Consider the following 24,269-nt stretch of genomic DNA (forward strand, 5'->3'; position numbering starts at 1 on the left):
ATCTTCGGCGTCTACGCCAGGCACTGACCGCTGTCGCCGCGGAGCCCGGCGCGCCGAGTGGGCGCGCCGGGCTCCGCCCATCCGACCATCCAACGGCCCGACCAGGGGTGACGGCCCGGGGACGCGTCAGGCGAGGGTGAGGAACAGCTTCTCGAGTTCCTGTTCGGTCATCGGGGGTGCGCCTTCCTCGCTTTCGGCGAGGCACTGGCGCATGCCACTGGCGACGATCTTGAAGCCGGCCCGGTCGAGGGCACGGGAGACGGCCGCGAGCTGGGTGACGACGTCCTTGCAGTCCCGGCCCGCCTCGATCATGGCGATGACGCCCGCGAGCTGGCCCTGGGCGCGCCTGAGCCGGTTGAGGACCGCGGTCGCCGCCTCGTCTTCCACCTTCACCGGGGTTCCTCCTCTTCACCGGCCGACTTACCCCCAGGGTACCCCGTGGGGTATGCGGTCAGGGGAGGGCTCTCGACGCGTGCGGGCTCGCCGGGTGCGCGTCCCGGCCGGGCCGCGGGCGCCGCGCCCGTACCCGTCCCCAGGCCACGGCCGCCACCCCCGCGAGTCCGGCTCCGGTCCAGGTCAGGGGGGCGGTCCAGGCGGCGGCGGGGATCTGCCGGCCGAGGACGAAGACGCCCATGACGACGACGAACCAGCCGAACGCCTTACGCAAGGCGCCCTGGGGGATGCGTCCGGCGAAGCGGCTGCCGATCAGGCTGCCGCCGACGGCCGCTGCGGTCACCATCAGAGTCAGACTCCAGTCGATCTGTACCCCTGCCAGGTGGCCGGCGAGTCCGGAGAACGACTTCATGGCGATGACCAGGAGCGAGGTGCCGACGGCGACGCTCATGGGCAGGCCGCCGAGCAGCGCGAGCGCCGGGACGACCAGGAACCCGCCGCCGGAGCCGACCAGCCCGGTGACCGCACCGACGACGAGCCCTTCCACGATCACCTGCCTGGCGGGGCGTTCGCCACCGGCGGCCTCGCCGCGGGCCGGTCCGCCCGCGTCGTGGTGGCGGGGCCTGCGCAGCATGGCGACGGCGGTGGCGAGCATCATCAGGGCGAACGCGATGAGCAGGGCGGTGCCGGGGATGTGCTCGGCGAGGCGTCCGCCGCCGTACGCGCCGACCATGCCGACCGCGCCGAAGAGCAGGCCGGTACGCCAGCGGACGCGGCCCGCGCGGGCGTGCGGGACAAGTCCGATCGCGCTGGTCGCGCCGACCACGAACAGCGAGGTGGCGATGGCCTCCTTGGTGTCCATGCCCGCGAGGTACACCAGGATCGGCACGGTCAGGATGGAGCCGCCCCCGCCGAGGACGCCCAGGCTGATGCCGATCAGGACGGAGGCAGCGAGGACGAGCGTGATCACGAACGGCCCCGCAGGGCGGCGATGACGGTGCGGACGTCGGCGCGCGGACCGCGGTTGTACGGCAGCTTGGACAGCAGCATTCCCATCGCGCAGGTGTTGCTGAGCGCGGCGAAGGTCAGGCCGGCGCCGACGGCCGTGCCGATCAGGTGCGCGCCCGGCAGGAACAGGCCGGCGATGCCGGTGAGGAGTACGACGGATCCTGCGACCAGGCGGACCTGGCGCTCCAGGTCCCAGCGCGCCTCCCCCCGCAGTACGGGGGCTCCGGCGGCTTCCCAGGCGGTCATGCCGCCGTCCAGGACGCGCAGGTTCGCAAGGCCGGCCTCGGCGAGTGCCTGTTCGGCCTGCGCGGCTCGGCCGCCGGAACGGCAGACGAGGACGACGTCCTCGTCCAGGTGCCCGAGGAGCTCGGCGCGGTGCTCGCGCAGGGTGCTCAGCGGGACGTTGAGGGCGCCGGGGATGTGGCTCGTCCGGAACTCGCCGGGGGTGCGTACGTCCAGCACGCGGGGAGCGTGCGTGTTCGCGTCCGCGTCCGCGTTCTCGAGCAGCCGCAGCAGGGCGGCGGTGGTCAGGCTCGCGGTGCGGGAGGCCTGGATCGTCATGAAAACTCCTTGCGGGGCCCGTCCTGAAATACGGGGTGGGGTATATGTGGGGGCAGGCTCGGGTAGCGGCCATACGCGTGCGCGAGAGCCGGGCGGGGGTGCGCCGTCGTCACGGCAGGGTGCGTGCCGTCGCCGGTCGGCGCGGTACGACGAAGGGTCAGACGGCGGCCGGGACGTCGGCGGGCGCGCTCAGCAGCGCCCAAGCCGCATAGCCGCCGAGGATGTCGGACACGTCCGTGAATCCGTGCCGGCGCAGCAGGCTCGCGCCGATCGAGGAGCGGTGGCCTCCTGCGCAGTGCAGTACCAGGGGCCGGTCGCGCGGCAGTTCGTCGAGGCGCCGGGGCAGCTCGCCCAGTGGGATGTGGAGGGCGCCGTCGATGAAGCCGTGCTCGCCGCGCTCGCCGCAGCTGCGCAGGTCGACGACGACGGGCGGATTGTCCCCCTGCAACGCGGCGCGTACGCGTGCGGCCGTGAGACGGCCGGCCGAGGTGACGTGCTCGGCGACGGCGGTCAGGGCGTCGTCGGGTGAGCGCAGGTAGCCGGCCACCCGGTCGAAGCCGATGCGGGCGAGGCGCGTGACGACCTCCTCCTCGCGGTTCTGGGGGGCGACGACGAGCAGGTCCGTGTCGGCGGGCAGGACCGTTCCGGCCTGCTCGGCGAACCGTCCGTCCGCCGGGACGTTGACCGACCCGAGCAGGTGCCCGGCGGCGAACTCCTGTGGTCCGCGGGCGTCGACGACGACGGCGCCGGCCGCGCGGCGGTCGATGAACTCCGCGGGTGCCAGGGGTCGGGGCGCGCCGGCCGGGTCGAACAGTGCGCGGTCCTTGCGGTTGAGGACCGCGTCGTAGGCGAAGTAGCCGGGCGCCGCGGGCTGGCCGGCGGTCACGATGGCCACGAACTCGGCCTCGCTCATCGGCGCGCAGGCGTAGTTGGTGGCCCGCTCGGCACCGATGGTGGACTGCTTCTCGGTGGACAGGTTCTTGCCGCACGCGGATCCGGCGCCGTGCGCGGGGAAGACCCGCACCTCGTCGGGCAGCGCCATCAGCTTGTTCTGCACGCTGTCGTACATGCATGGCGCCGAGCTCCTGGGCGGTCACACCGGTGGAGGCGAGCAGGTCGGGCCGTCCCACATCGCCGATGAACAGGGCGTCGCCGGTGAGCACGCCGTACGGGACGGTGTCGCGTCCGCGGACGCGGCGGTCGTGGTGTTTGTGGTGCTCGTGCACCAGCACGCTGATCGACTCGGGGGTGTGGCCCGGGGTCTCCATGATCTCCAGGGCGACGTCACCGAGGCGGATGATCTCGCCGTCGGCCAGCTTTCGGATGGGGTATTCGGTCTCGGCCCGACGGCCGTAGCCGATCCAGGCGCCGGTACGGGCGGCCATCTCCAGGTGACCGGCGACGAAGTCGGCGTGGAAGTGGGTGTTGATCACGCCGACGACGCTGAACCCGCGGGCTTCCGCGTCGGCCAGGTACTCGGCCACGTCCCGGCGCGGGTCCACGACCACGGCCTGTCCGGTGCCCTCGTCGGCGATCATGTACGACGCCTGCGAGAGGCAGTCGAGGTAGTACTGCGCGAAGAACACGATCAGAACCTCCAAAATACGATCTTTATACCCCGGGGGGTATATACGAGGTCGGGCGAAGCCCCTCCCTGGACCCGAGCCCGTACGCGGGGGGCGTGCCGAGCCGTGCGGGCCGACAGGTCGCCCACCACCACCCGCGAATACCCCGTGGGGTATCTCCTTCACGACGGTAAGGGTGTCGAGTCCGGCCTGTCAAATACCCCCTGGGGTATCGGGGGGGGCGGTTCTGAGCACCTCCCGGAGGCGATCAGGCAGCCTCCGCATACCCGCGCCCTGAAGCGTGACCGTGCGTGAGGGGGACCGGAAGCGCTTGTTACGGACCCTTGACCCCATTCGGCGCACAGCACCCGGCATGGGGCGAATGAGCTGCTTATCCGGCCCGAACGCTCTCACTTCGACGTCTCGCGGACGGCATCCTCGGCCGGGTCCACCGTCGTCAACCGGCGAGTGACGCCTGCCTCTTACAAGCGAGGGTTACGGACATGTCCGCATTGAGAAACACACATCACAAGTTGTGGCGGTTGGCGGGGGTACGGGCCAGAGTGTGGCTCCCCGGCAGGACGCCGGGGACCGCACGGAGCTCGCCCGGCCCGCACAGGACCGGGCTGGGCCTTCTGCTGAAGGAGCCACCGCATGTCTGCTTCTCCCGCCACTCACCGCGTTCTCGCCGCGGTCCTGGCGGCCGGCGCCCTGGTCAGCGTCGCCGCCGTCCCGGCCGCCGCCCACGACGACGACCGGCACGGCCACCGCGGCCGGCACTCCGCCATCGTCATCGGCGACGTCCAGCACGACGGCCACGGCCGCGACAACCGCGCACTGAACCGCGAATGGATCGAGGTGAGGAACACCGGCCGCCACCCGGTGAACCTGCACGGCTTCACCCTCTCCGACCGGGACGGCAACCGCTACCGCTTCGACCGCCTCCGCCTGGACGGACGTTCCTCTGTCAGGGTCCACACCGGCAGCGGACGCGACACCCGCAGCGACGTCTACCAGGACCGCCGCCGCCCGATCTGGGACGAGCGCGACACCGCCACCCTGCGCGACGACCGGGGCAACATCGTCGACACCGAGACCTGGGGACGCCGCGGACACCACGACACCCACCGCCGCTGACCCGGGCCGGCAGCCACACCGTCGGGGACCGTGAGCTGCCGGCCGCAGGAAACCGTGTGCCGCGGCAGCCGGCCGCGGCACACGGCCCGACCCCCGCATCACCCGTATCACCATCGCCCGCCCGACGCCGTCGGGCCCGCCTCCCCCTCCGGAGGCGGGGTCCTCGATCTTTTCGCCGACAACAGCGCATCCGACCCCGGGAGGTACATGTGGAGTCCTGGCAGTGTTCCCCGTCAGCGGTGACGGCCCCTCAACTGGCCCTCGACCCCTACCGATTCCCGGGCGCCGAGCATGCGGAGTCCATGTCCCGCGATGCCGCGCCGCAGGCGCAGCCCGACAGGAGCGGGCGGCCTCCCGTCGGCTCTCCGGGTCCGCGGACGGACCGGCAGCCGTCCGACCCGTACCTCGCCCCGTCCCTGAAAGCCTGGGACCGGCGGCGCCTGGACCTCCATGCGGCGCTGACCTCCGTCGGCATCCCACCGCGCGCGGGTGACATGGCCGTCATCCGCACCCTGTCCGCGCTCGACGACGCGGTCAACGCGGCCCTGGTGCGATGGATCACCGCCGGCCACTGACCGGCTGTCGACCCGGCTGAGCCACCCTGCCCCTCCCCACCCCGTCACCTGTCACCCGTCACTCCTCCTCGCCGCTCTCCTCCTGCACCTTCTTCTGTGTCTGCGCACGCTTCGTGACCACGCCCGCCGCTGCCAGGGCACTCGCGGCAAAGGCCAGACCGAGCATCCACCGCTGGTCGAAGGTGTGGCCGGTGGCGTGGTCGAGGGAGTAGCGGCCCGCCCCGGCGAGGCCGATGGTGGCGGCGGTGAACCCGAGGAAGGCCGGGTACTCGAAGCCGCCGCCCTGGGCGAAGAAACCCGCGGGGGCATGGACGGCGACGGCGCCCGCCATGGCACCTGCGGCCGCGGCGCCGGCCGCCGGCGTGGCCAGGCCCAGTACGAGCAGCGCCCCTCCCCCGGTCTCCCCGAGTCCCGCGGCCAGGGCACTCTGCCGGCCGGGTACGTAGCCCATGTGCTCCATCGCGGCCGCCGTCTTGTCGAGACCGGCACCGCCGAACCACCCGAACAGCTTCTGCGTGCCGTGCGCCATGAGCACCGCTCCGGTCCCGGCCCGCAGGGCCAGCAGAGCGAGGTCGCGTCGGTTGATGCAGCTCATCGAAGTCTCCCTGGAAGCGGCGGCCGGGTCGTGGTGCGGCGAGGACATCCGTATCCCGTCGAAGCAGCGTCGACCCCGGTCCGGCCCGCAAGTCCGCCGAACGGACCGTCGACCGGCCCATCCCGCGCAGGGCCGGCCCGGGGGTGGCGCGGCCCATGCCCTCGGGCGGCGGTGAGCGGGGCGAGGGCGTGGACGTCGCGCGTGCGTTCGCCTTCGGTCACCGGAAGGCACTGCGGCCGGCGCTGGAGCTCTCTGTGCAGGGAGGCCGCGCAAACGGGTGGCGCAAGGGGCGGGATCCGTACCGAGGAGGAGGGCGGGCAGGCGCCGACGCGCGGTGTCGCAGCTGTCCGTAATCAACGTGCGGTGCGGACAGGTGCCGGGGTGGGACGAGGCGCCGGATCGCGCCGACCGGGCCGGCGACGGCAAACGGGCGACGGCGACCGATCCACCCGCGGTCGACAGCCCCACGAAGCTCCCGGCTCCCGTGCCGCTGTCGGCGGCGGGGGCCGGGAGCGTTCTTGCGTCCGCCTGCGGCTTGGCGTTGCCGTTCGGGGCGAGGGCCGTCGCCGGACGCGGCGCGGGCCGGCCGGCACAGCGGCATCGGGGCCAGCGGCCGGCCGGGGCGCTCCTTGACATCCGCACCACCCTCGATCCACTATTCACTACTCAAATAGTGAAAGGGTGTTTGCCGGGATGATCGAATACCGGATCGACCGGCGCAGCGGGGTTGCCACCTACGTACAGATCGTCCAGCAGACCAAGCAGGCCCTGCGCCTGGGGCTGCTGGAGCCGGGCGACAAGCTTCCGGCTGCCCGAGAGGTCGTGGAGGCCACGGCAGTCAACCCGAACACGGTGCTCAAGGCCTACCGGGAACTGGAACGCGAAGGCCTGGTCGAGGCCCGGCGGGGCCTCGGCACCTTCGTGCGCAGGTCGCTCGGTGCCGCACCAGGTGACTCTCCGCTGCGAGGCGAGCTCTCCGAGTGGGCGTCGCGCGCTCGGGCGGCCGGCCTGGAGCGGGAAGACGTGGCGGCACTCTTCGCTGTCGTGCTGGACGAGCACTTCGATACCACCGAGAAGGAACAGGATCACCGATGACGAGCAGTGCCATAGAGGCGACAGGGCTGGGGAAGGTGTTCCGGCGGCGCGGCGGGTGGGCCCTACGTGACTGCACGTTTCAGCTGCCGGCCGGACGTGTCAGTGCGCTGGTGGGGCCCAACGGCGCGGGCAAGTCGACGCTGCTCGCCCTGGCGGCGGGGCTGATCGCCCCCAGCGAGGGTACGGTCACGGTGCTCGGCGGGCACCCGGCCGACGTGCGGCCGCGGATCGGCTTCGTCTCCCAGGACAAGCCGCTGTACCCGCAGCTCACCATCGCCGAAACGCTCCGCATGGGAGCCGATCTCAACCCCGACCGCTGGGACGCGGACACCGCGGAGCGGGTCGCGGCGGGCGGTGGCCTGGACCTCGGAGCCCGTGTCCGCTCGCTGTCCGGCGGCCAGCGCACCCGCGTGGCGCTCGCCCTCGCCCTCGCCAAGCGGCCGGACCTGCTGCTGCTGGACGAGCCGGTGGCCGACCTCGACCCGCTGGCCCGGCACGAGCTGATGGGCACGCTCATGGCCACGGCCGCGCAGTACGGCACCACCATCGTGATGTCCTCGCACGTCATCGCCGAACTGGAGGAGTCCTGCGACCACTTGCTGCTGATCGGCGACGGCCGGGTGCGTCTGGCGGGTGACATCGACGACCTCCTCGCCGTGCACTCCTTGATCACCGGGCCCGCACGGGAGACCGCCACCGGCGCCGACTTCGACCTGGCCCCGCACACCACGGTGGAATCCCGTATCACCGGTCGCCAGGTCACCGCCCTCGTCCGCCCCGCAGGGCCGCTGCCCGCCGGCTGGCAGACCAACGACCTCTCCCTGGAAGCGCTGCTCCTCGCCCACCTGCGCAACCCGGCGGCACCCCCGCTCGCTCTCGGCCCCGCTTCCGCTTCCGCCTCCCCCACGTCCCAGGAAGCGACTTCCGCCTCCGCCATACCCCAGGAGGAGCCCGCATGACCGCCGTTGCCCCCACCGTTCCCTCCGCCACCCGGCATCCATCCCCCGCGCCCCGGCTGAGCCGGTGGCTGCTGCGTCTGCACCGGCCGGCACTGTGCGCCTGGGCCGGCCTCGTGGTCCTGCTCTCGGCAGCGCTGCTGTGGCTGGGCGGCCCGCTCACCGACGCCTCCGCGGCGGCGTGGGAGCAGTACAACGCGTGTGACGGGGCGTCGAGGTGTGCCTACGACCAGCCCTCGATCATCCGTTACAAGGAGGTCTACTCCGCCACCACCTTCGCCGTCCTCGCCCTCCCCTTCCTCGTAGCCGCCTGGGCCGGGGCCACGCTGACCAGCAGGGAACTGGAGACGGGCACCGCTCAGCTGACCTGGGCCCAGTCCGTTTCCCCGGTGCACTGGCTCACCGCCACACTCGCCCTGCCGGCCACCCTCGTCGTCGCCGGCACCGGACTGGTGGTCACGCTGCACCACCTGGCCTGGTCGGCCGGGGAGGGCCGCATCGACACCGCGAAGTCCTGGTCCGACTTCCAGACCTTCTACGCGGGCGGGCCGCTCACGGTCGCCCTGGCCCTTCTGGGCCTCGTCGTCGGAGTCCTGGTCGGCCTGCTCTTGCGCCGCTCACTGCCCGCCCTCGCCACCTCCGTCGTCGCCACGGGCGGTGTGTTCGCCATCGTCCACACGGCGCTGCCCTACCTGTGGCCCAGCGTGACCCAGGTACGCAACCGGGTGCAGGACGCCCCGTCAGGCGCGGGGATCCTGGTCGACGAGGGCATCCTCACCTCCACCGGCGCCCGGCTGCCCAACCCCTACTGCGGCAGCGACGTCTTCCCTGACTGCCGCGCCATGTACGACAAGCTCGACGCCGTCGGCTACTACCGCGACTTCCACCCCCTCGCCCACTACTGGCCCCTCCAGCTCGTGGCGACCGCCCTCACCTGTGCCATCGTCGCCGTACTGGTCTTCGCCGCGTACCGGGTGCTGAAGAGCCGTACGGGCGGCGCTCCGCGCGGCGCGAGCACCACGGTGTGAGCGCCGCCCTGCGGCTCGTAGGCGCTGCCTTGTAAGCACCTTTCGCAACTACTGCGGGAGTGCCGCCGCGTGAGGGCCTGTCCACGCCGACCCCGAGCCGGCCCGGCGAACCGGCGAGCGGTACGAAGACGCGGGTCAGGCCGGGGTACGGTCGCCGGGCACCGTCTCCGCGCCCCGCCTGCCCCGGCGTCGGCCGTCGCGCCGTCGAGACCCGCGCGGCATGGGTCCGGCGCCGACGCCCCGTACGAGGCCGCGGCGATGGCGTCCCGACCCCCGGCCAACAGCGGTGCCGCCACAGCCTGTGGCGTGCGCGGTGTCGGCTCTCGTGGTGGGGCTGGCGTCCCCCGACCACACCTCGCAGAAGGTGTGGGGCCTGGTCGGCGCGGCGGGATACGCCTGCGCGGCCCTGGTCGCGGCGCGGTCCTCCACGCCGTGGGCCCGCGCTCCCGCCATGGTCGCCGTCGCCGGTGCGGCGGCCGTACCGCTGCTGTACCTGTCGGTGATCGGCAGGGCGCAGATGGAAGTCGGCGTCGTGGAGCGGGCGGCCGACCTGCTGTTCTCACACAGCGGGGTCATGCCGGGCGCGCGGGCCTGGTCGTCGGGGTGGCCGCCGTGCTGAAGTGGACCGCCTGGCCGGCCGTCCCGGTGATCGTCGCCGTACTCGCGGTACGGAGGGGGAAGCGCGCCGCGTTCCGGTGCGCGGCACCGGCCGCCGGGCTGGCCGCGCTGACCCTGACGCCCGCGGTGCTGGTGGATGCCGGCGCCTTCTGCCAGAACGTCGTCCTGTACCCGCTGGGCCTCGGCCCCACGGCGTCCTCCGCCCGGAGTCCCCTGCTCGGGCACCTGATCGTCCTGCTGCGGCCTCACGGCAGGGCAGTGACCACGGCGCTGATCGCGTTGAGCGCGGTGGGTGTGGGGGCGTCGCTGCTGGTCCGCCCGCCGCGCAGCACCGTCGCCGCCGCCGACAGGCCGGCCCATGGGGCTGCTCCTGGCGATAGCGCTGTCCCCGGCCGGCCGCGGATGTCCGCCGCCGACCGCACCGGGAGCACCTCGAAACCGGCGCGCCACTCAGAGGCCGCATCCCTTCCGAGAGCAGCAGCGCATGACGCTCTCTCAGAAATGAGGGAAAAAGGGAGGTTTGAGGAGGAGGCGTGGGGTCAGACGCGTAGGTGTCGGAGGCCTCACCCTGGGGGTGGGCTTCCGGAGCGGGCCCCGCCCCCATGGCGCTCCTTCCCCCCGGCGTCATGGGGCAGGCCCGCAGGCACGACGGGCTGCCGCCCGGATCCGTACGGCACCCGGACGCCCCGCACCCAGGCCTCCTCCCCGGCCAGGGAGCTCGGCCGTTCGGCGAACCCCCGGCGCCGGCGCTCGGACCGCCGCCCCCGGGCCACGGATCCGACGGCAGCAGCCCGGCGCCTGATCCATCGCCCGGCACGGACGAAGTCGCCCGCAGGCGCCGCCGACCGCGGGGACGCCGCAGCGGCTCCGGTCAGGGCGTCACGACCCGGCGGGTTCGTCCGTACGCGCAGGACGGGCCGCTGAACGGGCCGGTGTGGCAGAAAACGTGCTGCCGGACGTCATTCGGTCGACGGCGCGGGGCGGATGCCTTCCAGCAGGGTGCCGAGGTAGCGGTGGGCGGTTTCGCTCCTGTCGGTGCGTGTGCCGCCGTGGACGTTCACGGCATGGGCGATGCCGCACACGAGCGGGACCAGGTCGCGGGCGGTGAGCTCGCGGCGGACGGCTCCGGCAGCGCGGGCCCGGTCGAGAAGCGTGGTGCCGGCCGATGCGAGTGACTCTTTGAGTTCCGTGGTCCGCGGCAGGGCGTCCACGGCGGCGGCGACGACCTGGGGCAGGGCTGCATCGGTGAGTTGTGCTTGCAGGATGCGGGACAGGAAGCCCTCCAGTGCCCGCCCGGGATCGGCGTCGGTCAAGGCCTGCTCGCCGTGGGCGGCGAGGGCTTCGAGACAGGGGGCGGCGACGGTCTCCAGCAGCGCCTCGGGGGTGGGGAAGTGCCGGTAGACGGTGGCGACCCCGAGACCGGCCCGGCGTGCGATGTCGTTGAGCTGCAGGGGGGTGCCCTGGTCGACCAGGTCGCGGGCGATCGCGACGATCCGCTCCCAGTTGCGGGCGGCGTCCTTGCGCAGCGGTGTGGTCGTCATGGGGAAAGTGTCCAGGTTGCTCGTCTTGGTGCGCGGGCTGGTCAGCTGATCCTATGCGGGCCTTCCGGACGGGTTGTGGCTCGGGCCGGTGGGTGGGCTGTCCGGCCCACCCACCGGAGGGGCCGGCGGGCGTCGTTCCGCTCGGCGAGGACCCGGTGAGGGCCTCAAGCCATTGCGTCGGCCGTTCCGGGAACGGCAGGTACCCGGTGGCACGTCCTGCGGTCCACCCGGCCCGAGGGGGCCGGCACCCTCCTGCGGAAGGGGTGAACACGCTGCCGTGGCGTTGGCTCGGCGCCGGTTCTACGGTCAGCACCGAGCCGTGGCTCCTCTGCGCTGCTCACGTCCTCGCGCGGAGAGCCAGTGGTGCGTGGGTCTCACTGAGCAGGCGAACGGCGTCGGCGACGCGTGGGTCGGTCGCGGCGCGGAACGGGGCCACCGGATCGACCTTGGGGCCTATGACGAGGCCGGTACGGCCGGTCAGCGCGGGGTCCGTGGCGGCCATGATCGAGGGCCGGGCGGCCACGGACGCGGGGCCGGACGTGGAGCGTTCGAACCGGCGGCGCACCAGCGGCCACAACAGCCGCAACGGCGGGGAGACGATCTTCGGGTCGGCCAGGGTGCCGTTGGTCATGGCCGTCGCGGCACCACCGGGATCGGCGGCGAAGACCGATACGCCCGTCCCCTCCAGCCGCCTCGCCAGGTCGAGCGTGTAGGCGAGGTTGGCGAGTTTGGCACGCCCGTACCAGTGGAAGCCGTAGTAGCCGCCCGGCGGCTCGACAGCGTCGAACTCGCGCCGGGCGACGCCGACGGCGGCCGAGGTGACGTTCACGACCCGGCTGGGCGCCCCTGCCGTGAGCGTGGGCAGCAGCAGCTCGGTCAGCAGGTACGGCGACAGGTGATTGACGACGAACGACGCCTCGACGCCATCGATGTGCTGCCGCCGGGCGAACATCGCCCCGACGTTGTTGACCAGCACGGTCAACGGCTCGCCCGCCGCGGCGCGCTCGGCGGCGATCGTACCGGCCAGCGCGCGGACCTGGTCGAGCGAGGCCAGGTCGGCGGAGAGGAACCGGCCGGGATGCGCGGGCTGCTGCGCGTTGATCTGCTCGACCGCCCTGGCTCCACGGTCGGCGTCGCGTCCGACCACGGTGACGGCGAATCCCGCGGCGGCCAGTCCCAGAGCCGTCTCCAGGCCGATACCGCCTGTGCCGGCCGTAATCACGGCTGTCTTCGTCATGAACCCTCCACTCACTAAACGGATACCCCATCCGCTTGAGTGGACGATAGCACAAACGGATAGCTCATCCGATTAAGGGTTCGCGTAGCCCTCCGCCGGAGGTCGACATGTTCATCGGGACGGCTTGGCGGCCCTGGCCAGCTGGGGCGCGGTGGGCGATAGGAGCCGGACCGCGTCCACCGCGTCCACGGCTCGCGGCCGCCGCCCCCGGCGCCGGCCCCGCCGCCTCCGCGGCCGCCGGCGCCGGAGTTCCGCCCGCACCCCCAGGCGACACAGCGCGTCAACCGCCGTGACCGGGAAGGCCGGGCCGGCAGGTGTACCAGTGCCCCCCTACTGGTGGGGTTTGCCGCCCGGCTGCCGGATGCCCGCCGGCGTGGTCCGTGAGGCGCGGGCCAGGTTGCCGGGCCACCAGCTGCGCGGGCCGATGTCGATGACCAGTGCCGGAACGAGCAGGGAGCGCACCACGAGGGTGTCGAGGAGGACGCCGAAAGCGACGATGAAGGCGATCTGGACGAGGAAGGCGAGCGGGATGACCATGAGCGCGGCGAAGGTCGCGGCGAGTACCACGCCGGCCGAGGTGATGACGCCGCCCGTCGCTGTCAGGCCGCGCAGGACCCCCTGCCGTACACCGTGGACGAGGGACTCCTCCCGGACGCGGGACATCAGGAAGATGTTGTAGTCGACGCCGAGCGCCACGAGGAAGACGAAGCCGTAGAGAGGGACGGAGGCGTCCGTACCGCTGAACCCGAGCAGGTGCTCGAAGACGAGTGCGGATACCCCCAGGGTGGCCAGGAAGTTCAGGGCGACGGTCGCGACGAGCAGGACCGGGGCCAGGAAGGAGCGCAGGAGCAGGACGAGGATGAGCAGGATGATGCCGAGGACGACCGGGACGATGACGCTACGGTCGCGGGCCGCGGTCTGTTCGGTGTCGTACCGCTGGGCGGTGTAGCCCCCGACGATGGCGTCCGCCTCCGGCACGGCGTGCAGCCGGGTGCGCAGGTCGGCGATGGTCCGCTTGGCGTCGTCGCTGTCGGCGGCCGCCTCGAGGGTGGCGTCGATGCGGATGCGGCCGTCGACGGCGAGGGGCTCGCCGTCGCCGGGCCGCCCGGAGGCCGTTCTGGGCACCGCCGAAGCGACGCCTTCGGTTGTGCGTACAGCAGCCTGCACGTCGGCGGCCCGGGAGGCGTCCGCGATGATCACTGCCGGCTGGCCCGATCCGCCGGGGAAGTGCCGGCCGAGCGCCTTCTGCGCGGAGACGGAGGGTGCGTCCTTGACGAAGATCTCGTCCAGGGGGACGCCGCCCGAGGACAGGGACGGGGAGAAGGCAGCCAGGACGAGCAGGAGCAGGGTCGTCGACGCCCAGACGCGGCGGGGCGTGCGGTCGATGACGGCCGCGATGCGGTGCCACACCTTGTGCCCTTCCGCGGCGGCGTCGCCGGGCTGGGGGGTGGCCGGCCAGAACGCGGCCCGGCCGAGCAGGGCCAGGACGGCGGGCAGGAAGGTGAGGGTGGCCAGGACGGAGCAGACGATGCCAATGGCGCCGACCGGCCCCAAGGCGCGGTTGTTGGTCAGGTCGCTGGCCAACAGGGCGAGCAGGCCCAGGGCCACGGTGGCGGCGCTGGCGGTGATCGCGCCTGCCGAGCGCCGTACGGCGGCCAGCGCCGCGGCCGCCCGGTCGCCCCGCGCGGCGAGCTCCTCCCGGAACCGTGCGGCCAGCAGCAGCGCGTAGTCGGTCGCGGCGCCGATGACCAGGATGGACAGGATCCCCTGCACCTGGCCGTCCACCCGCACGATGCCACGGTCGGCCAGCACGTAGACGACGGCGCAGGCCAGGCCGAGGGCGAACACCGAACTCATGATGATCACGAGCGGGAGCAGCAGGCTGCGGTAGACGAGCAGCAGGATCAGGAGCACGGCCCCGAGCGCCACGCCGAGCAGGAGGCCGTCGATGCCGGAGAAGGCGTCTGCGAGGTCGGCCTGCGTGGCCGCCGGTCCGGCGATCCGTGCGCTGAGACCGGGTACGGAATCCGCCGCCGCGCGTACCTCGTCCAGGGCGGCGGGCAATTCGTCGCCCAAGTCCGGGGCGAGCGGCACGACCGCCTGCAGGGCCTGGCCGTCCCGCGAGCGCAGGGCGGGCGACGGTTGCCCCGCGACCCCGGGCTCCCCGGCCAGGGAGGCGACGGCTCGGGTGGCGTCCTGCTGCTGGGCATCGGTGACGCTGCCGCTGTCGGGCGTCTGCCAGACGATGATCGCGGGGACGGACTCGGACTGTTCGAAGGCCCTGCGCTCCTCGAGCACCCTGGTGGACTCCGCGCTCCGGGGCAGGAAAGCCGCTTGGTCGTTGGTGGCGACCTCACCGAGCTTCCCCGCGTAGGGACCGAGCGTTCCACCGATTGCCAGCCAGGCCACCACCAGGACCGCGGGCACCAGCCATCGGACCCATCTCGACGAACTCCTCATGGACACGCCCACCCAATCACTCGACGATAAAGTATCTCAACCATCGAGAGATCATATGCTGAGGAGATGCGCAGCGCCGACACGCCCCCCGAACTTCCGTCCGACGACCCGATCGGGTTGCAGTCCTTCGCCGTGCTGCTGCGCGCGATGAACGCCGAGTTCAACCGGATCGCCCAGGAGTTCGCGCACTCCCAGGGCCTGCACCTGACGGACGTGCAGGCCCTGATCGCCGTGCTGGACGCCGATCGCGACCAGGAGGCCGGCCCCATGACCCCCGGGCGGCTGAGCACCCACATGAACCTCACCTCGGGTGCGACGACGGCCTGCCTGGACCGGCTGGAGAAGGCCGGACACATCCACCGGGTCCGGGCTGCCGACGATCGGCGCGTGGTGCACATCCACTACGCCCAGGCCGGCCGCGAGGCCGCACGCGAGTACTTCCGGCCGCTGGCCAAATCCACCGACGCCGCGCGCGCCCGCTTCAGCCCGGACGAACTGCACACGATCGTCCGGTTCCTGAGCGAGATGAACGACCAGCTCTCCCGCGTGCGGCGCTGAGCCCGCGCCCTGATACCACTGCGCCCTGATACCACCGCGCCCGGAACCACACGCCCCGCAGGCCGTGCGGGCCGCTTCCCGACAGAAGGAAGACGATGCACGAGGTCGAGTTCCCTCTCAGCGCTCGGGTGCGCCGGGCCCGGCGCCTGCTCGTGATCACGGGCACCGTGGGGGCTGTGGTGGCGGGAGCCGCCGTGGCATCCGTGGTGGCGGGCGCTTCCGGCCGCATACCGGTGTCGGACGCTTCAGGTCGGCCTGGTCCTGGTGACGCTGTTCCTACTGCCCGTCGCGTGGGTGGCGGTGCGCGCCGTCTGGGTGGTGCGCGGGCGTGCCGAGCTGTTCGCCGCCGCCGATGAGCATCGCAAGCGGCGCCCCACCGACCGGCAGCTGGTCGACCATCTGCGCGACGAGCACCCCCTCACCCCTCTGTGGTGGATGCTGGCCGTCCTCGGCGGCCTCGGCACGCTCTGCCTCGGGTTCGCCCTTCCGTTCGCCCTGGCAGACGGGGCCGTACTCGCCGGTGCACTCCTCGGCGCCGGGCTTGCCGCTTCACTGACCGCACTGGCCCTCGCCGTCCCGGGGATCCGCCGTGCCGCCCGCCAGGGCGCGCTGGACCGGAGGCGGCGCGACGAACTGTGGCCTCTGCCGAGCGCCGTCGAACGCCGGCTCGCCGTCCCCCTCCTCGGCACCGGCGACGGAGCACACTCCGGCACTTGAGCCGGCAACCTGACCACGACCGGTCACGGTGCCCGGCATCCGGCAAACCTGAGGTGCGTCGCCGTGATCGGCCCGGAGCCCGCCGGGGCCTCTCCGTGCACCGTCGCTGTCGACCCCACGCTCAACCGGGCTCACCAGCACACCGCCGGTACCCCCGCAAAGGGGTGGCAGACGGGGACGGAGGAAGATCCAGGCTCCCCGCAGACGCGCCAGGCCCTCGGCCGGTACCGGGCCGGGCCGACCACCAAGGTCGGCGTGCCGACAGAACTGTCCCACGCTGTCCGGTCCGCCGCCCCGGGCCGGCACGGCGGGGTGAGCCGCCGTCACGCCGGTGATGTGCGGAAATTCGAAGGCATCACCACCCGTGCGCCTCATACCCTCGGCCCACACCGACCCGTCGACATCACCAGGGACTTTGTGAATCACTCCGATCTCCTCGCCAAGGCCCCCTCGCTCGCGGCCGGCATGGCCGCCGCCGATCACAGCCCGGACAGCCAGCTGTCCCAGACCCGCCACCGCGCCGCGCTCGTGGCGAGCTGGCACATCGCACCCGGCTCAACCGTTCTCGAGCTGGGCTGCGGCCAAGGCGACATGACCGCCGTCCTTGCAGAGGCGGTCGGGCCCAAGGGGCGCGTGGTGGCCGTTGACGTGGCCGCACCCTCCTACGGGGAGCCGGTCACGCTCGGGGAATCGGCGGCCCGCCTCGCGGCGGGCCCTCTCGGGCCACGCATCGACTTCCGCTTCGGCACCGACGTCCTCGACCCGTCGGTCGACTTTCCCGACAGCACCTTCGACCATGTGGTGCTCGCACACTGCTCCTGGTACTTCGCATCGCTCGGACAACTGCGCGACACGCTGGCCCGGGTACGGCCGTGGGCGCGGCGACTGTGGTTCACCGAGTGGGACCTGACGCCTGCCTCTGACGACCAGTTGGCGCACCTGCTCGCCGTGCTGATCCAGGGGCAGACCGAGGCCGCTGGCTCGCAGGGCCAGGGCAACGTCCGCACGCCTTTCTCCCGCGAGGGCCTGCTGCGCCTCCTGCCCGAGAGCGGCTGGACGGCCGACGGCAGCGAGCCGGTCGACACCGAAGAACTCCAGGACGGCGACTGGGAAATCGCAGCCTGCCTCGACCTGGTGAGCGAGGGACGTCTGGCGGCGCTGCCTGAGCCGGTGCGACAGCTCGTCCTGAGCCAGGTCGACGTTCTCCGGGCCCTTGCCAAGCCGCGCGGCAACCGCGCGCTCCCCGCGTATTCAGTCACCGCGCGCTGAACACGGCCCCCGGAATCCAGGCGCTGTTCTACGATCACGGTTCGGCGAATCATGCGGGGCGCCGTACGACGACTGGACGACTGGACGGACGGGGGACGCAGTGGCGATCGACAGGCCTGGCCGGCCGGAGGACCTGCCGGCGGCCGAAGTGTTGTGGGCGCGCTGGGCTCTTGCCGCCGTACTGGAGGCCACGGCGAAGGCGGAGGCCCAGAGCGTCCGTCGCGGCGGCACGTGGATCGACGGCCAGGGCCTGCACCTCGACGACCGCGGCTGCACCTGGTGGACGCTCCAGCAGAGGGGAGAGGGCCGCTACCTGCTGTACGGCGAGGACGAGTCCAGTGCCGTGAAATGGCACGAACCGGCGATCGACATGCTGGCGCAGGCGCCGGACTGGCTGCCGTACGAGCACCTGCGGAAGCTGTTGGAAGGCTGGGAGCTGGGCTGCGTGTACTGGTACGAGAACGGTGCCTGGGGCCGCGCGCCCTACCCGGACGAGCTGGACGACGATGGCCTCGACTGCGGAATGAGCCGCTTCGCGGTGCGCGAGGAAGCGCTGCACGACCTGATCGCCTCGGAACGCGGCCTGCCCCGAGAGCGCGCGGACGGCCTGCTGGCCGCGGCCGAGGCGCGCAGCCTCACGGCCTCGCAGATCGGGGAGGTGCTGGACGCTGCCGCCGCAGCGGAGGAGTACGTGCCGGCGGACCGGGAAGCGATGTTGAGGTCCCTGGAACTCGCGGCCCTGGCGGCCCCCGCTGCCGTCCCTCCGGGCCCGTCGAACCACCCCGGCTGACGACCGGGAGTCCACCTGCCGGCCCTGCCACCGCAAGGGGCGGGCGGGAGCACGGGGATGCCGGTCGAGGGACCCGCGTCCGCGGCCTTGCCGTCAGCGGGCCAGCGAGACCGCGAAGGGCGCGAAGCCGTGTCGGCGCAGGATGTGGGGAACGATCAGGATCATGGCCTCGGTGGCGCGGGCTGTGGTGATGTCGCCGAGGTCCTCGATCTGTTCGGGTCGCCAACCCAGGTCGCCGAGCAGGCCGGTGACGGTCTTCTTCGCGTCGTCGTCGTTGCCCGACAGGTAGGCGGTCGGGGGGACGGCGAGGGTTTCGGGGGTGGTCATGACCGTGAACAGCATGGTGTTGAGGGTCTTGACCACGTGGGTGTCGGGCAGCGCGGCCTGGAGCTTCTCGGCGAGGCTGCTGCCGGGGTGGCACAGGTCTCCGGGCAGGCCGTCAGGGGCGTCGCGGGTGGCGTTGGAGACGTCGATGAGGATCTTGCCGGCCAGTTCGGTGCGCAGGTCGGTGAGTCGCTCCAGAGAGCTGTCCCCGGGCGTCGCATTGATCACGATGTCCGTGCTGCGGGCCGTGGTGCGCAGGTCGGCGAAGGCGATTCGCGGCGTCGACCCGAACCCGGTGGTGCGGGCGGCGGCTTCTTCCGGCCTCCGCCCGCCGAGAGTGACGGGGTGTCCGGCTGCGGAGAGCTTGCCGGCGAGGTTGGTTCCTACGCGGCCGGTGCCCAGGATGCCGATGTCGGTCATGTGGCGATGCTCCTTGCGGTATCGGGGTGGGAGGGGCGGGGCTGAGCGGAGGCGTCCGCTCAGGCGATGGGTGAGAGGACCTCAAGGGCGGAGGTGTGGATGCCGGGGGCGGCGGCCAGGAAGTCACGGCTGGCGGTGGTCCAGGGCTCGCCCGCCAGATCGGTGACGGTGCCTCCGGCCTCGGAGACCAGCAGGGCGCCGGCGACGAGGCCGGAGCGGACGTCGGAGAACTGCCAGAACGCGTCCATGCGCCCGGCGGCGACGTGGATGAGCTGCATCGTGGCGGGCACGGACACGCGCACGACCAGGCCGTTGACGAGCATCGCGGTGACGGAGTCGCCGATCTGCCGGAAGGTGCGCTCGTCCTCGCCGGGCCTGGCCTGGCCGGTGCCGGTGAGCGCTGCGCCCAGGTCGGTCTTCGCGGACACCTTCAGGGGCCGGTCGTCGAGGCGGGCACCGCCGCCGGCGACCGCGGTGTACGTGTCACCGGTCAGCGGCAGGTGGACGACGGTGAGCACCGGCTGGTTGTCGCGGACCAGGGTGGCGGTGACGGCCCAGTCCTGCGTGCCGTGGACGTGGTTGATGTTGCCTTCGGCGGGGTCGACGACCCACCACTCCCCGGGCGGGAGCGCGCCGCCGGCCAGCTCGTCCTCGGCCCACCGCGACCCCGGCCGGGCCCTCAGCAGGGGTTCGCGCAGCACGGCCAGTACCGCGTGGTCGTTGGCGTGGATCTCGGCGACGACCTCGTCCAGGCTCACGCCCCGGGCGTACGGGGTGTAGCGGGCGCGCAGCGTGTCGCCGGCGGCCTTCACGGCGGCGGTCGCGTCGGACAGCAGCGTCGTACCGGCGTCGAAGGGCATGGCTGTGCTCATGGCGGGCTCCCTGGGGATCGGTCGTAGAGGGTGAAGCGGGGCGGTGGTCGGCCCCGCCGCACTTCGAAGTTAAGCCGCCCGATCATTAACAACAAGTGCATGCTTGGCACTTGTAGAGTTACTGCCATGCAATTGGATCTGAATCTGCTCACGGCCCTGGACGCCCTGCTGGAAGAAGGCAGCGTCGCCGGTGCCGCGGCCCGGCTTCACGTCACCCCGCCGGCGATGAGCCGCTCCCTGGGGCGCATCCGCAGGGCCACCGGCGACCAGATACTGGTCCGCACAGGCCGCACCATGGTCCCCACCACCCGGGCGCTGGCCATGCGCGGCCAGGTGCACGCCCTTGTCGAGCAGGCCCGCCACCTCCTGTCCGCGCAGCAGGAACTCGACCTGCCCGCTCTGCAGCGGGTCTTCACCGTGCGCTGGCACGACGCCCTGACCGCGGCCTGCGGTAGCGCCCTGATCTCCGCCGTTCACCGGCAGGCCCCCGGCGTCCGGCTGCGCCTGCCCGCCGAACCCGGGACGGACGACGCCGAGCTGCGCCGGGGCGAGGTCGACCTCGAATCGAGCACCAGCGCCCCGACGCTCCCCGACATCCGCCACCGGCTGGTCGGCACGGACCGGCTGGTCATCGCCGTCCGGCCGGGCCACCCACTCGTGGAAGGCCCACTGAGCCTGGAGCGCTACGCGGACGCCGACCATGTCACCGTGTCCCGGCGCGGGCGCCTGCACGATCGGATCGACGACGCCCTGACCGCACGAGGCCTCGAACGACGCGTCGCCGCCGCCGGACCCACCACCGCCTTCGCACTGCAACTCGCCCTCGACACCGACCTGGTCGTCACCCTCCCCGACGCCGTCACCCGCACCGCCCGCGACCGACTCGGCCTGGTCACACTGCAGCCGCCGCTCCCGCTCCCCCACGTCCCCCTGCACCTGCTGTGGCACCAGCGCCACGACGACGACCGCGCCCACACCTGGCTGCGCGAGACGGCCGCCGAGACCGTACGGGCACTCTTCACCTCCCCGACCACCCCTGAACAGCACCCCACGTGCCGGACCGGAAACTGACCGGTCATCGGCGACGTGGTGAGAGCCCTCGCGGCAGAATGCACACTCACGCCCACGGAAGCGCCGGACGGTGACGGGGACGGGGACGGGGACGGTTCGGTGGGACCTCACGCGCGGCGGCACCAGTGGTCAGCTGCTCGCGGAGAGGTCCCCGTAGAGGAGCTGTGCCGTGAGCTCCATGCACCGAGTCCGGGCCGGGGAGAAGCCGTAGGGCATCTTGGTCACCGCTTCGAAGGCACTCGTCCGGGCGTCGTCCTCGCCGCTCGCCTCGGCGTCGTAGATCTCGAACAGCTTCTCCTCGGCCGCGTCCAGTCCGGCCGCTTCCATGGCCTGGAGCAGGGCCTTGTGGTGGGCGCAGTGTTGCGCGGCGAGTTCCTCGACCTGTGGGTCGTGGGGGTCGACGGTGTCATCGAGGGCGGCGTCGGCCGCGTCGAGGCGGTCTGCCTCGGCCCGTAGGCCGGGGTGGGTCGCCAGGGTGATGAACACGCCGGCCTGGATGGCGGCTCCCAGCGGCCCGAAGATTCGTTCCGTGACCAGCAGGGCGTCCAGGTCGCCGGGGCGCAGTGCGCCGGAAGGCAGGTGGCCGAGCCGGTCCGTGACCAACGGGGAGAGCAGGCCCAGCGGGCTGCCCACGGCCCGCATGCGCTGGACGATCGCGCGCTGACGCCTGATGTCGGCCTCTTGGGCGGCCAGGGTCTCCTCCAGCCGGCCCAGGACGTCCTCGACGTCCCGGGCTTCGTCGAAGGCGGCCCGCATGTCGTCCAGGCTGATGCCGGCCTCGGACATCTTGCGGATCCACAGCAGGCGGATCATGTCGTCGTAGCCGTAGCGGCGGCGTCCGTCTCCGCCTCGCTCGGGCTCCGGCAGCAGTCCGATCTGGTGGTAGTGACGAATGGCGCGCGGGGTGGTTCCGGCGAAGGCGGCGGCATCGCCGATCTTGACCTCGCGGGGAGGCGTGGCGGAGGGGTACATCGCAGACAGGCCTTTCGTGCTGTGGTGCCCTTGACGACACCACATGCCGCTACGGCATGTGCAACTGCACGCCACCCGCAGCATGACGGGCCGGCGGACTTCGGGCGGGCTGGCGGGCGATTCCTCGCCATGGGCGTCCCGTCCCACGGCGCCAGCGGCTGCCGGAAGCGCGAGCCCCCCGCCCGAGTCGCCGGGCAGGGGGCGGCACGCGGGCCGGCCGGGTGGTCAGTGGCCGGGGCGGAAGGAGCGCAGCCGCAGGCTGTTGCCGACGACGAAGACCGAGGAGAAGGTGCGGCCACCGCACCCACGGGCGGCGCCTACCGCCTCTTCCTCGACTTCAAGCACCAAGGCACCGTCCGCACCGCCGCCTTCACCCTCCCCACCAGCCCCGCCAGCCCCACCAGTCCAGCCGCCATCCCCCGGGACCAGAACCACACCGGCGCCGAACACCACTGACCGGGCCGCCGGAACACCAGTGGACCGGCGCGGCTGCCCCTTGGGGAGTCCCGTCCCGCCAGGGCCCGCACCGGCCCACCCGCGGGCCCGCCTGCCCGCCGACCCGCTGGTCAGGGAGCGTCGACGAGTACCCGGCCGTCGCTCGGGAGGATGCCCGCGAGCCCGTTGGCGTAGGCGTTCTGCACACGGGCCCGCTCCGTGGCGTTGGGCACGGCGTTGGTGCAGGCCGTCCCGGCGCTGGAACCGGACATCAGCTGGGAGCACGGCCCCGGCTTGGTGTCCGGGAGGCCCAGGCTGTGGCCCAGCTCGTGCGCGGCGATGCGTGTCTTGTCGTACCCCTGGCTCACGGCCTGCGCGCCGAGTTCGACACGGACCTGGCGCCCCGGACGGACCGGACCGAGGGTGGCTTGCGGCCAACCGGTGGTGGCCACGATGACGATCTCGGCCCGGGTCCCGGGCGCGGCCTCCACCAGCCGCACGTTGCTGACGTTCGCGTTCCAGGAAGCGACCCCGGCTGCGATGGCCGCTTCCCAGCCAGCGGCCCGACTGTCGTCGTAACGGAGTGTCACTATCGCTGTGGTGGCGTCCGCTACGGGCGCGGGTGCCGCGGTCGCGGCGGTTGCCGCCACGAGGACCAGTACGGCGGCGGAGGTGCCGGCTTTCAGCCAGGTGCCCAGAGACATGGTCGTCTTCCTTCACGGGTGGGGGGACCCGGCCCCTCGGCGGAGCCGGGGCACTGGAGACGCCGCCACCGCCCGCCTGTGGCCCGCGAGTTCGGACGGCCGTCTCTCAGGAGCCCTAAGAAGGTAGTCCCGCACGCCACCGTCTCGTCATGCACCTGCCAGCCAAGTTCTCGCAAGCACTCCAGCCGATGCCCGGTCAGCGGGCAGCAGCGTCCTCGACGAGGACGCGGGCCCCGACGTCGGCGTCCCGCTGCCAGTCGGTGATCGTCCGCGGGGGCACGGGGAACTCCGGCCGCCGCGGCGCGCCGCCCCAGCCGGCCCACCGTGGCGGCGTGAACGGCGGCTCAAGGGAGGGGGCCCCTCCCCGTCGATCCACCCGGAGGGCACGATCCGGCAGCCGCCTCCGCACCCGGAGGCAGGCCGACCGAAGGTGCCCCGTACGGGCCGGCGCACCCCGGATCACCTGCACGTTCCGTGACCGCGGCACGGCGGCGTCGCGCCCACAGGGCGCGGGAGGGCCGACGCGTTCACACTGGCAGGACGACGTGTGCAGTGCGCTGCGTGCAGTGCGGCAAGGAGGCCGGATGAGCTGGGCATCATGGACCACTCGTGGGATCTTCGCCGGTCGGGACGGAGTCGTGACCGGCGAAGAGGGACCTGTCCTCACCGGTGAGCTCGACATCCACACCACATGGACCGAGGTCGAAGGTCTGGCGCACATCACGGTGCAGTACAGCGGGGCGTCCGACTGGCTTCCCCTTGCCGGCAGCCCCGTTCCGTGCCCCAGTGAGGAGGCGAGCCGCTCCCTGCACGAGGCGGTCATCAATTCCGTACGCGCCGGAGCGACCCTGCCCCTGAGTACCGGCCTGCCCTGAGCGCCCGACGGCCCCGGTGCCGGTTCCCCCGGGCCCCTGGGGCGAGTGGGCTGTGCCGGCGCTGTCGTCAGGCCGCCGCGCGCACGTTCCGGCGGGCCGTGTGGGCCCGGCGTTCCTCCTCGGTGAGGCCGCCCCACACCCCGTACGCCTCACCGGTGCTCAGCGCGTGCCGCAGGCACGCGGCCCGTACCGGGCACCCGGCGCAGATCGCCTTGGCCGCCTCGTCGCGGGCGGCGCGGTCCTCACCGCGCTCTCCCGCCGGGTGGAAGAACCTGCGCGAGCCCAGGCCCCGGCAGGCCGCTTCCGCCTGCCACGCCCAGTGGTGCTCGGCCAGGCCGGGGAGTCGCGACACGTCGGACATTGCTTGCTCCTTCCGTGGGAGGGTGATGACGAAGGCTCGCCTGCTCACGATCCGGCGGATGAAACGTCCTTCGCGGCGCGACGCGGCGCGACGCGACGCGGCCGCCCGGCCGGGCCCGGCGCACGGGCCCGC

General features: G+C 72.7%; 24 protein-coding genes and 1 pseudogene. 12 read left to right on the forward strand and 13 right to left on the reverse strand.

Annotation, left to right across the window (positions count from 1 at the left end):
* Positions 1-126: 126 nt before the first annotated feature.
* From AVW11_RS30225 to AVW11_RS30240, 4 genes and pseudogenes are all read right to left on the reverse strand, one after another.
* A complete protein-coding gene (locus AVW11_RS30225; protein ID WP_030854185.1) occupies positions 127-393 on the reverse strand; it encodes a metal-sensitive transcriptional regulator in 267 nt (88 codons plus the stop codon).
* A gap of 58 nt (positions 394-451) precedes the next feature.
* Positions 452-1,363, reverse strand: coding sequence for a sulfite exporter TauE/SafE family protein (locus AVW11_RS30230; RefSeq protein WP_076046603.1), 912 nt, complete (start codon positions 1,361-1,363; stop codon positions 452-454).
* A complete protein-coding gene (locus AVW11_RS30235; RefSeq protein ID WP_076046604.1) occupies positions 1,360-1,962 on the reverse strand; it encodes a rhodanese-like domain-containing protein in 603 nt (200 codons plus the stop codon). The genes AVW11_RS30230 and AVW11_RS30235 overlap by 4 nt, the downstream gene beginning before the upstream one ends.
* Before the next feature lie 157 nt (positions 1,963-2,119).
* A pseudogene (locus AVW11_RS30240) lies at positions 2,120-3,548 on the reverse strand (MBL fold metallo-hydrolase).
* A 633-nt stretch (positions 3,549-4,181) separates the two neighbouring features.
* On the opposite strand from AVW11_RS30240, the gene AVW11_RS30245 reads away from it, so the two are divergent.
* Positions 4,182-4,664: a lamin tail domain-containing protein gene (locus tag AVW11_RS30245; RefSeq protein ID WP_076046605.1), complete on the forward strand. Its 483-nt coding sequence runs from the start codon at positions 4,182-4,184 to the stop codon at positions 4,662-4,664.
* A 239-nt stretch (positions 4,665-4,903) separates the two neighbouring features.
* Positions 4,904-5,239, forward strand: coding sequence for a hypothetical protein (locus tag AVW11_RS30250; RefSeq protein ID WP_076046606.1), 336 nt, complete (start codon positions 4,904-4,906; stop codon positions 5,237-5,239).
* Between the two features lie 58 nt (positions 5,240-5,297).
* Here AVW11_RS30250 and AVW11_RS30255 read toward each other — a convergent pair whose 3' ends face one another.
* Positions 5,298-5,834, reverse strand: coding sequence for a DoxX family protein (locus AVW11_RS30255; RefSeq protein WP_076046607.1), 537 nt, complete (start codon positions 5,832-5,834; stop codon positions 5,298-5,300).
* Positions 5,835-6,527: 693 nt separating this feature from the next.
* On the opposite strand from AVW11_RS30255, the gene AVW11_RS30260 reads away from it, so the two are divergent.
* The 4 genes from AVW11_RS30260 to AVW11_RS38750 all read left to right on the forward strand — a co-directional run bounded on the left by AVW11_RS30260 (position 6,528) and on the right by AVW11_RS38750 (position 9,532).
* On the forward strand, positions 6,528-6,929 hold the full coding sequence (locus AVW11_RS30260; RefSeq protein ID WP_030854165.1) for a GntR family transcriptional regulator: 402 nt from the start codon (positions 6,528-6,530) through the stop codon (positions 6,927-6,929).
* Complete coding sequence (locus AVW11_RS30265; RefSeq protein ID WP_030854163.1) at positions 6,926-7,888, forward strand: ABC transporter ATP-binding protein; 963 nt, start codon at positions 6,926-6,928, stop codon at positions 7,886-7,888. The genes AVW11_RS30260 and AVW11_RS30265 overlap by 4 nt, the downstream gene beginning before the upstream one ends.
* On the forward strand, positions 7,885-8,913 hold the full coding sequence (locus AVW11_RS30270) for an ABC transporter permease (RefSeq protein WP_076046608.1): 1,029 nt from the start codon (positions 7,885-7,887) through the stop codon (positions 8,911-8,913). Before AVW11_RS30265 ends, AVW11_RS30270 begins: the two co-directional genes overlap by 4 nt.
* A gap of 313 nt (positions 8,914-9,226) precedes the next feature.
* Positions 9,227-9,532 (forward strand): hypothetical protein, encoded by a 306-nt coding sequence (locus AVW11_RS38750; protein WP_216825306.1) that lies wholly within the window; start codon positions 9,227-9,229, stop codon positions 9,530-9,532.
* A gap of 958 nt (positions 9,533-10,490) precedes the next feature.
* Here AVW11_RS38750 and AVW11_RS30285 read toward each other — a convergent pair.
* The 3 genes from AVW11_RS30285 to AVW11_RS30295 form a co-directional block, all read right to left on the reverse strand.
* Positions 10,491-11,072 carry a TetR/AcrR family transcriptional regulator gene (locus tag AVW11_RS30285; protein WP_030854159.1) on the reverse strand — a complete coding sequence of 194 codons (582 nt, stop codon included), beginning with the start codon at positions 11,070-11,072 and terminating at the stop codon, positions 10,491-10,493.
* A 337-nt stretch (positions 11,073-11,409) separates the two neighbouring features.
* Positions 11,410-12,309, reverse strand: a complete 900-nt coding sequence (locus AVW11_RS30290) for an SDR family NAD(P)-dependent oxidoreductase (protein WP_076046611.1) — start codon at positions 12,307-12,309, stop codon at positions 11,410-11,412.
* A 330-nt stretch (positions 12,310-12,639) separates the two neighbouring features.
* A complete protein-coding gene (locus AVW11_RS30295) occupies positions 12,640-14,769 on the reverse strand; it encodes an MMPL family transporter (RefSeq protein WP_076046619.1) in 2,130 nt (709 codons plus the stop codon).
* A gap of 66 nt (positions 14,770-14,835) precedes the next feature.
* Between AVW11_RS30295 and AVW11_RS30300 the strand changes: the two genes are divergently transcribed.
* The 4 genes from AVW11_RS30300 (at position 14,836) to AVW11_RS30315 (ending at position 18,103) form a co-directional block, all read left to right on the forward strand.
* Positions 14,836-15,327: a MarR family winged helix-turn-helix transcriptional regulator gene (locus AVW11_RS30300; protein WP_030854152.1), complete on the forward strand. Its 492-nt coding sequence runs from the start codon at positions 14,836-14,838 to the stop codon at positions 15,325-15,327.
* Between the two features lie 264 nt (positions 15,328-15,591).
* A complete protein-coding gene (locus AVW11_RS30305) occupies positions 15,592-16,044 on the forward strand; it encodes a hypothetical protein (RefSeq protein WP_076046612.1) in 453 nt (150 codons plus the stop codon).
* Positions 16,045-16,461: 417 nt separating this feature from the next.
* Complete coding sequence (locus AVW11_RS30310; protein WP_076046620.1) at positions 16,462-17,313, forward strand: class I SAM-dependent methyltransferase; 852 nt, start codon at positions 16,462-16,464, stop codon at positions 17,311-17,313.
* 100 nt (positions 17,314-17,413) lie between these two features.
* A complete protein-coding gene (locus tag AVW11_RS30315; protein WP_076046613.1) occupies positions 17,414-18,103 on the forward strand; it encodes a hypothetical protein in 690 nt (229 codons plus the stop codon).
* 93 nt (positions 18,104-18,196) lie between these two features.
* On the opposite strand, the gene AVW11_RS30320 is transcribed toward AVW11_RS30315, so the two are convergent.
* Entirely contained in the window at positions 18,197-18,847 is a 651-nt protein-coding gene (locus tag AVW11_RS30320; RefSeq protein ID WP_076046614.1) for an NADPH-dependent F420 reductase, read from the reverse strand.
* Between the two features lie 59 nt (positions 18,848-18,906).
* On the reverse strand, positions 18,907-19,719 hold the full coding sequence (locus tag AVW11_RS30325; protein ID WP_076046615.1) for an inositol monophosphatase family protein: 813 nt from the start codon (positions 19,717-19,719) through the stop codon (positions 18,907-18,909).
* Between the two features lie 126 nt (positions 19,720-19,845).
* Here AVW11_RS30325 and AVW11_RS30330 point away from each other — a divergent pair, with 126 nt between their 5' ends.
* On the forward strand, positions 19,846-20,790 hold the full coding sequence (locus AVW11_RS30330; RefSeq protein WP_076046616.1) for a LysR family transcriptional regulator: 945 nt from the start codon (positions 19,846-19,848) through the stop codon (positions 20,788-20,790).
* 129 nt (positions 20,791-20,919) lie between these two features.
* Here AVW11_RS30330 and AVW11_RS30335 read toward each other — a convergent pair whose 3' ends face one another.
* Together AVW11_RS30335 and AVW11_RS30345 are read right to left on the reverse strand one after the other, a co-directional pair.
* A complete protein-coding gene (locus tag AVW11_RS30335) occupies positions 20,920-21,762 on the reverse strand; it encodes a MerR family transcriptional regulator (RefSeq protein ID WP_076046617.1) in 843 nt (280 codons plus the stop codon).
* A 566-nt stretch (positions 21,763-22,328) separates the two neighbouring features.
* Positions 22,329-22,901 (reverse strand): snapalysin family zinc-dependent metalloprotease, encoded by a 573-nt coding sequence (locus AVW11_RS30345; protein WP_076046618.1) that lies wholly within the window; start codon positions 22,899-22,901, stop codon positions 22,329-22,331.
* 584 nt (positions 22,902-23,485) lie between these two features.
* Here AVW11_RS30345 and AVW11_RS30350 point away from each other — a divergent pair.
* The gene (locus AVW11_RS30350; RefSeq protein WP_030854120.1) at positions 23,486-23,776 is read left to right on the forward strand and encodes a hypothetical protein; all 291 of its coding nucleotides are present in this window, start codon (positions 23,486-23,488) and stop codon (positions 23,774-23,776) included.
* Between the two features lie 67 nt (positions 23,777-23,843).
* Here the strand turns inward: AVW11_RS30350 and AVW11_RS30355 are convergent, their stop codons facing one another.
* A complete protein-coding gene (locus tag AVW11_RS30355) occupies positions 23,844-24,137 on the reverse strand; it encodes a WhiB family transcriptional regulator (RefSeq protein WP_030854117.1) in 294 nt (97 codons plus the stop codon).
* Positions 24,138-24,269: the final 132 nt, after the last annotated feature.

Source organism: Streptomyces amritsarensis (genome assembly GCF_001953875.1).
GTDB classification, from domain to species: Bacteria; Actinomycetota; Actinomycetes; order Streptomycetales; family Streptomycetaceae; genus Streptomyces; species Streptomyces amritsarensis.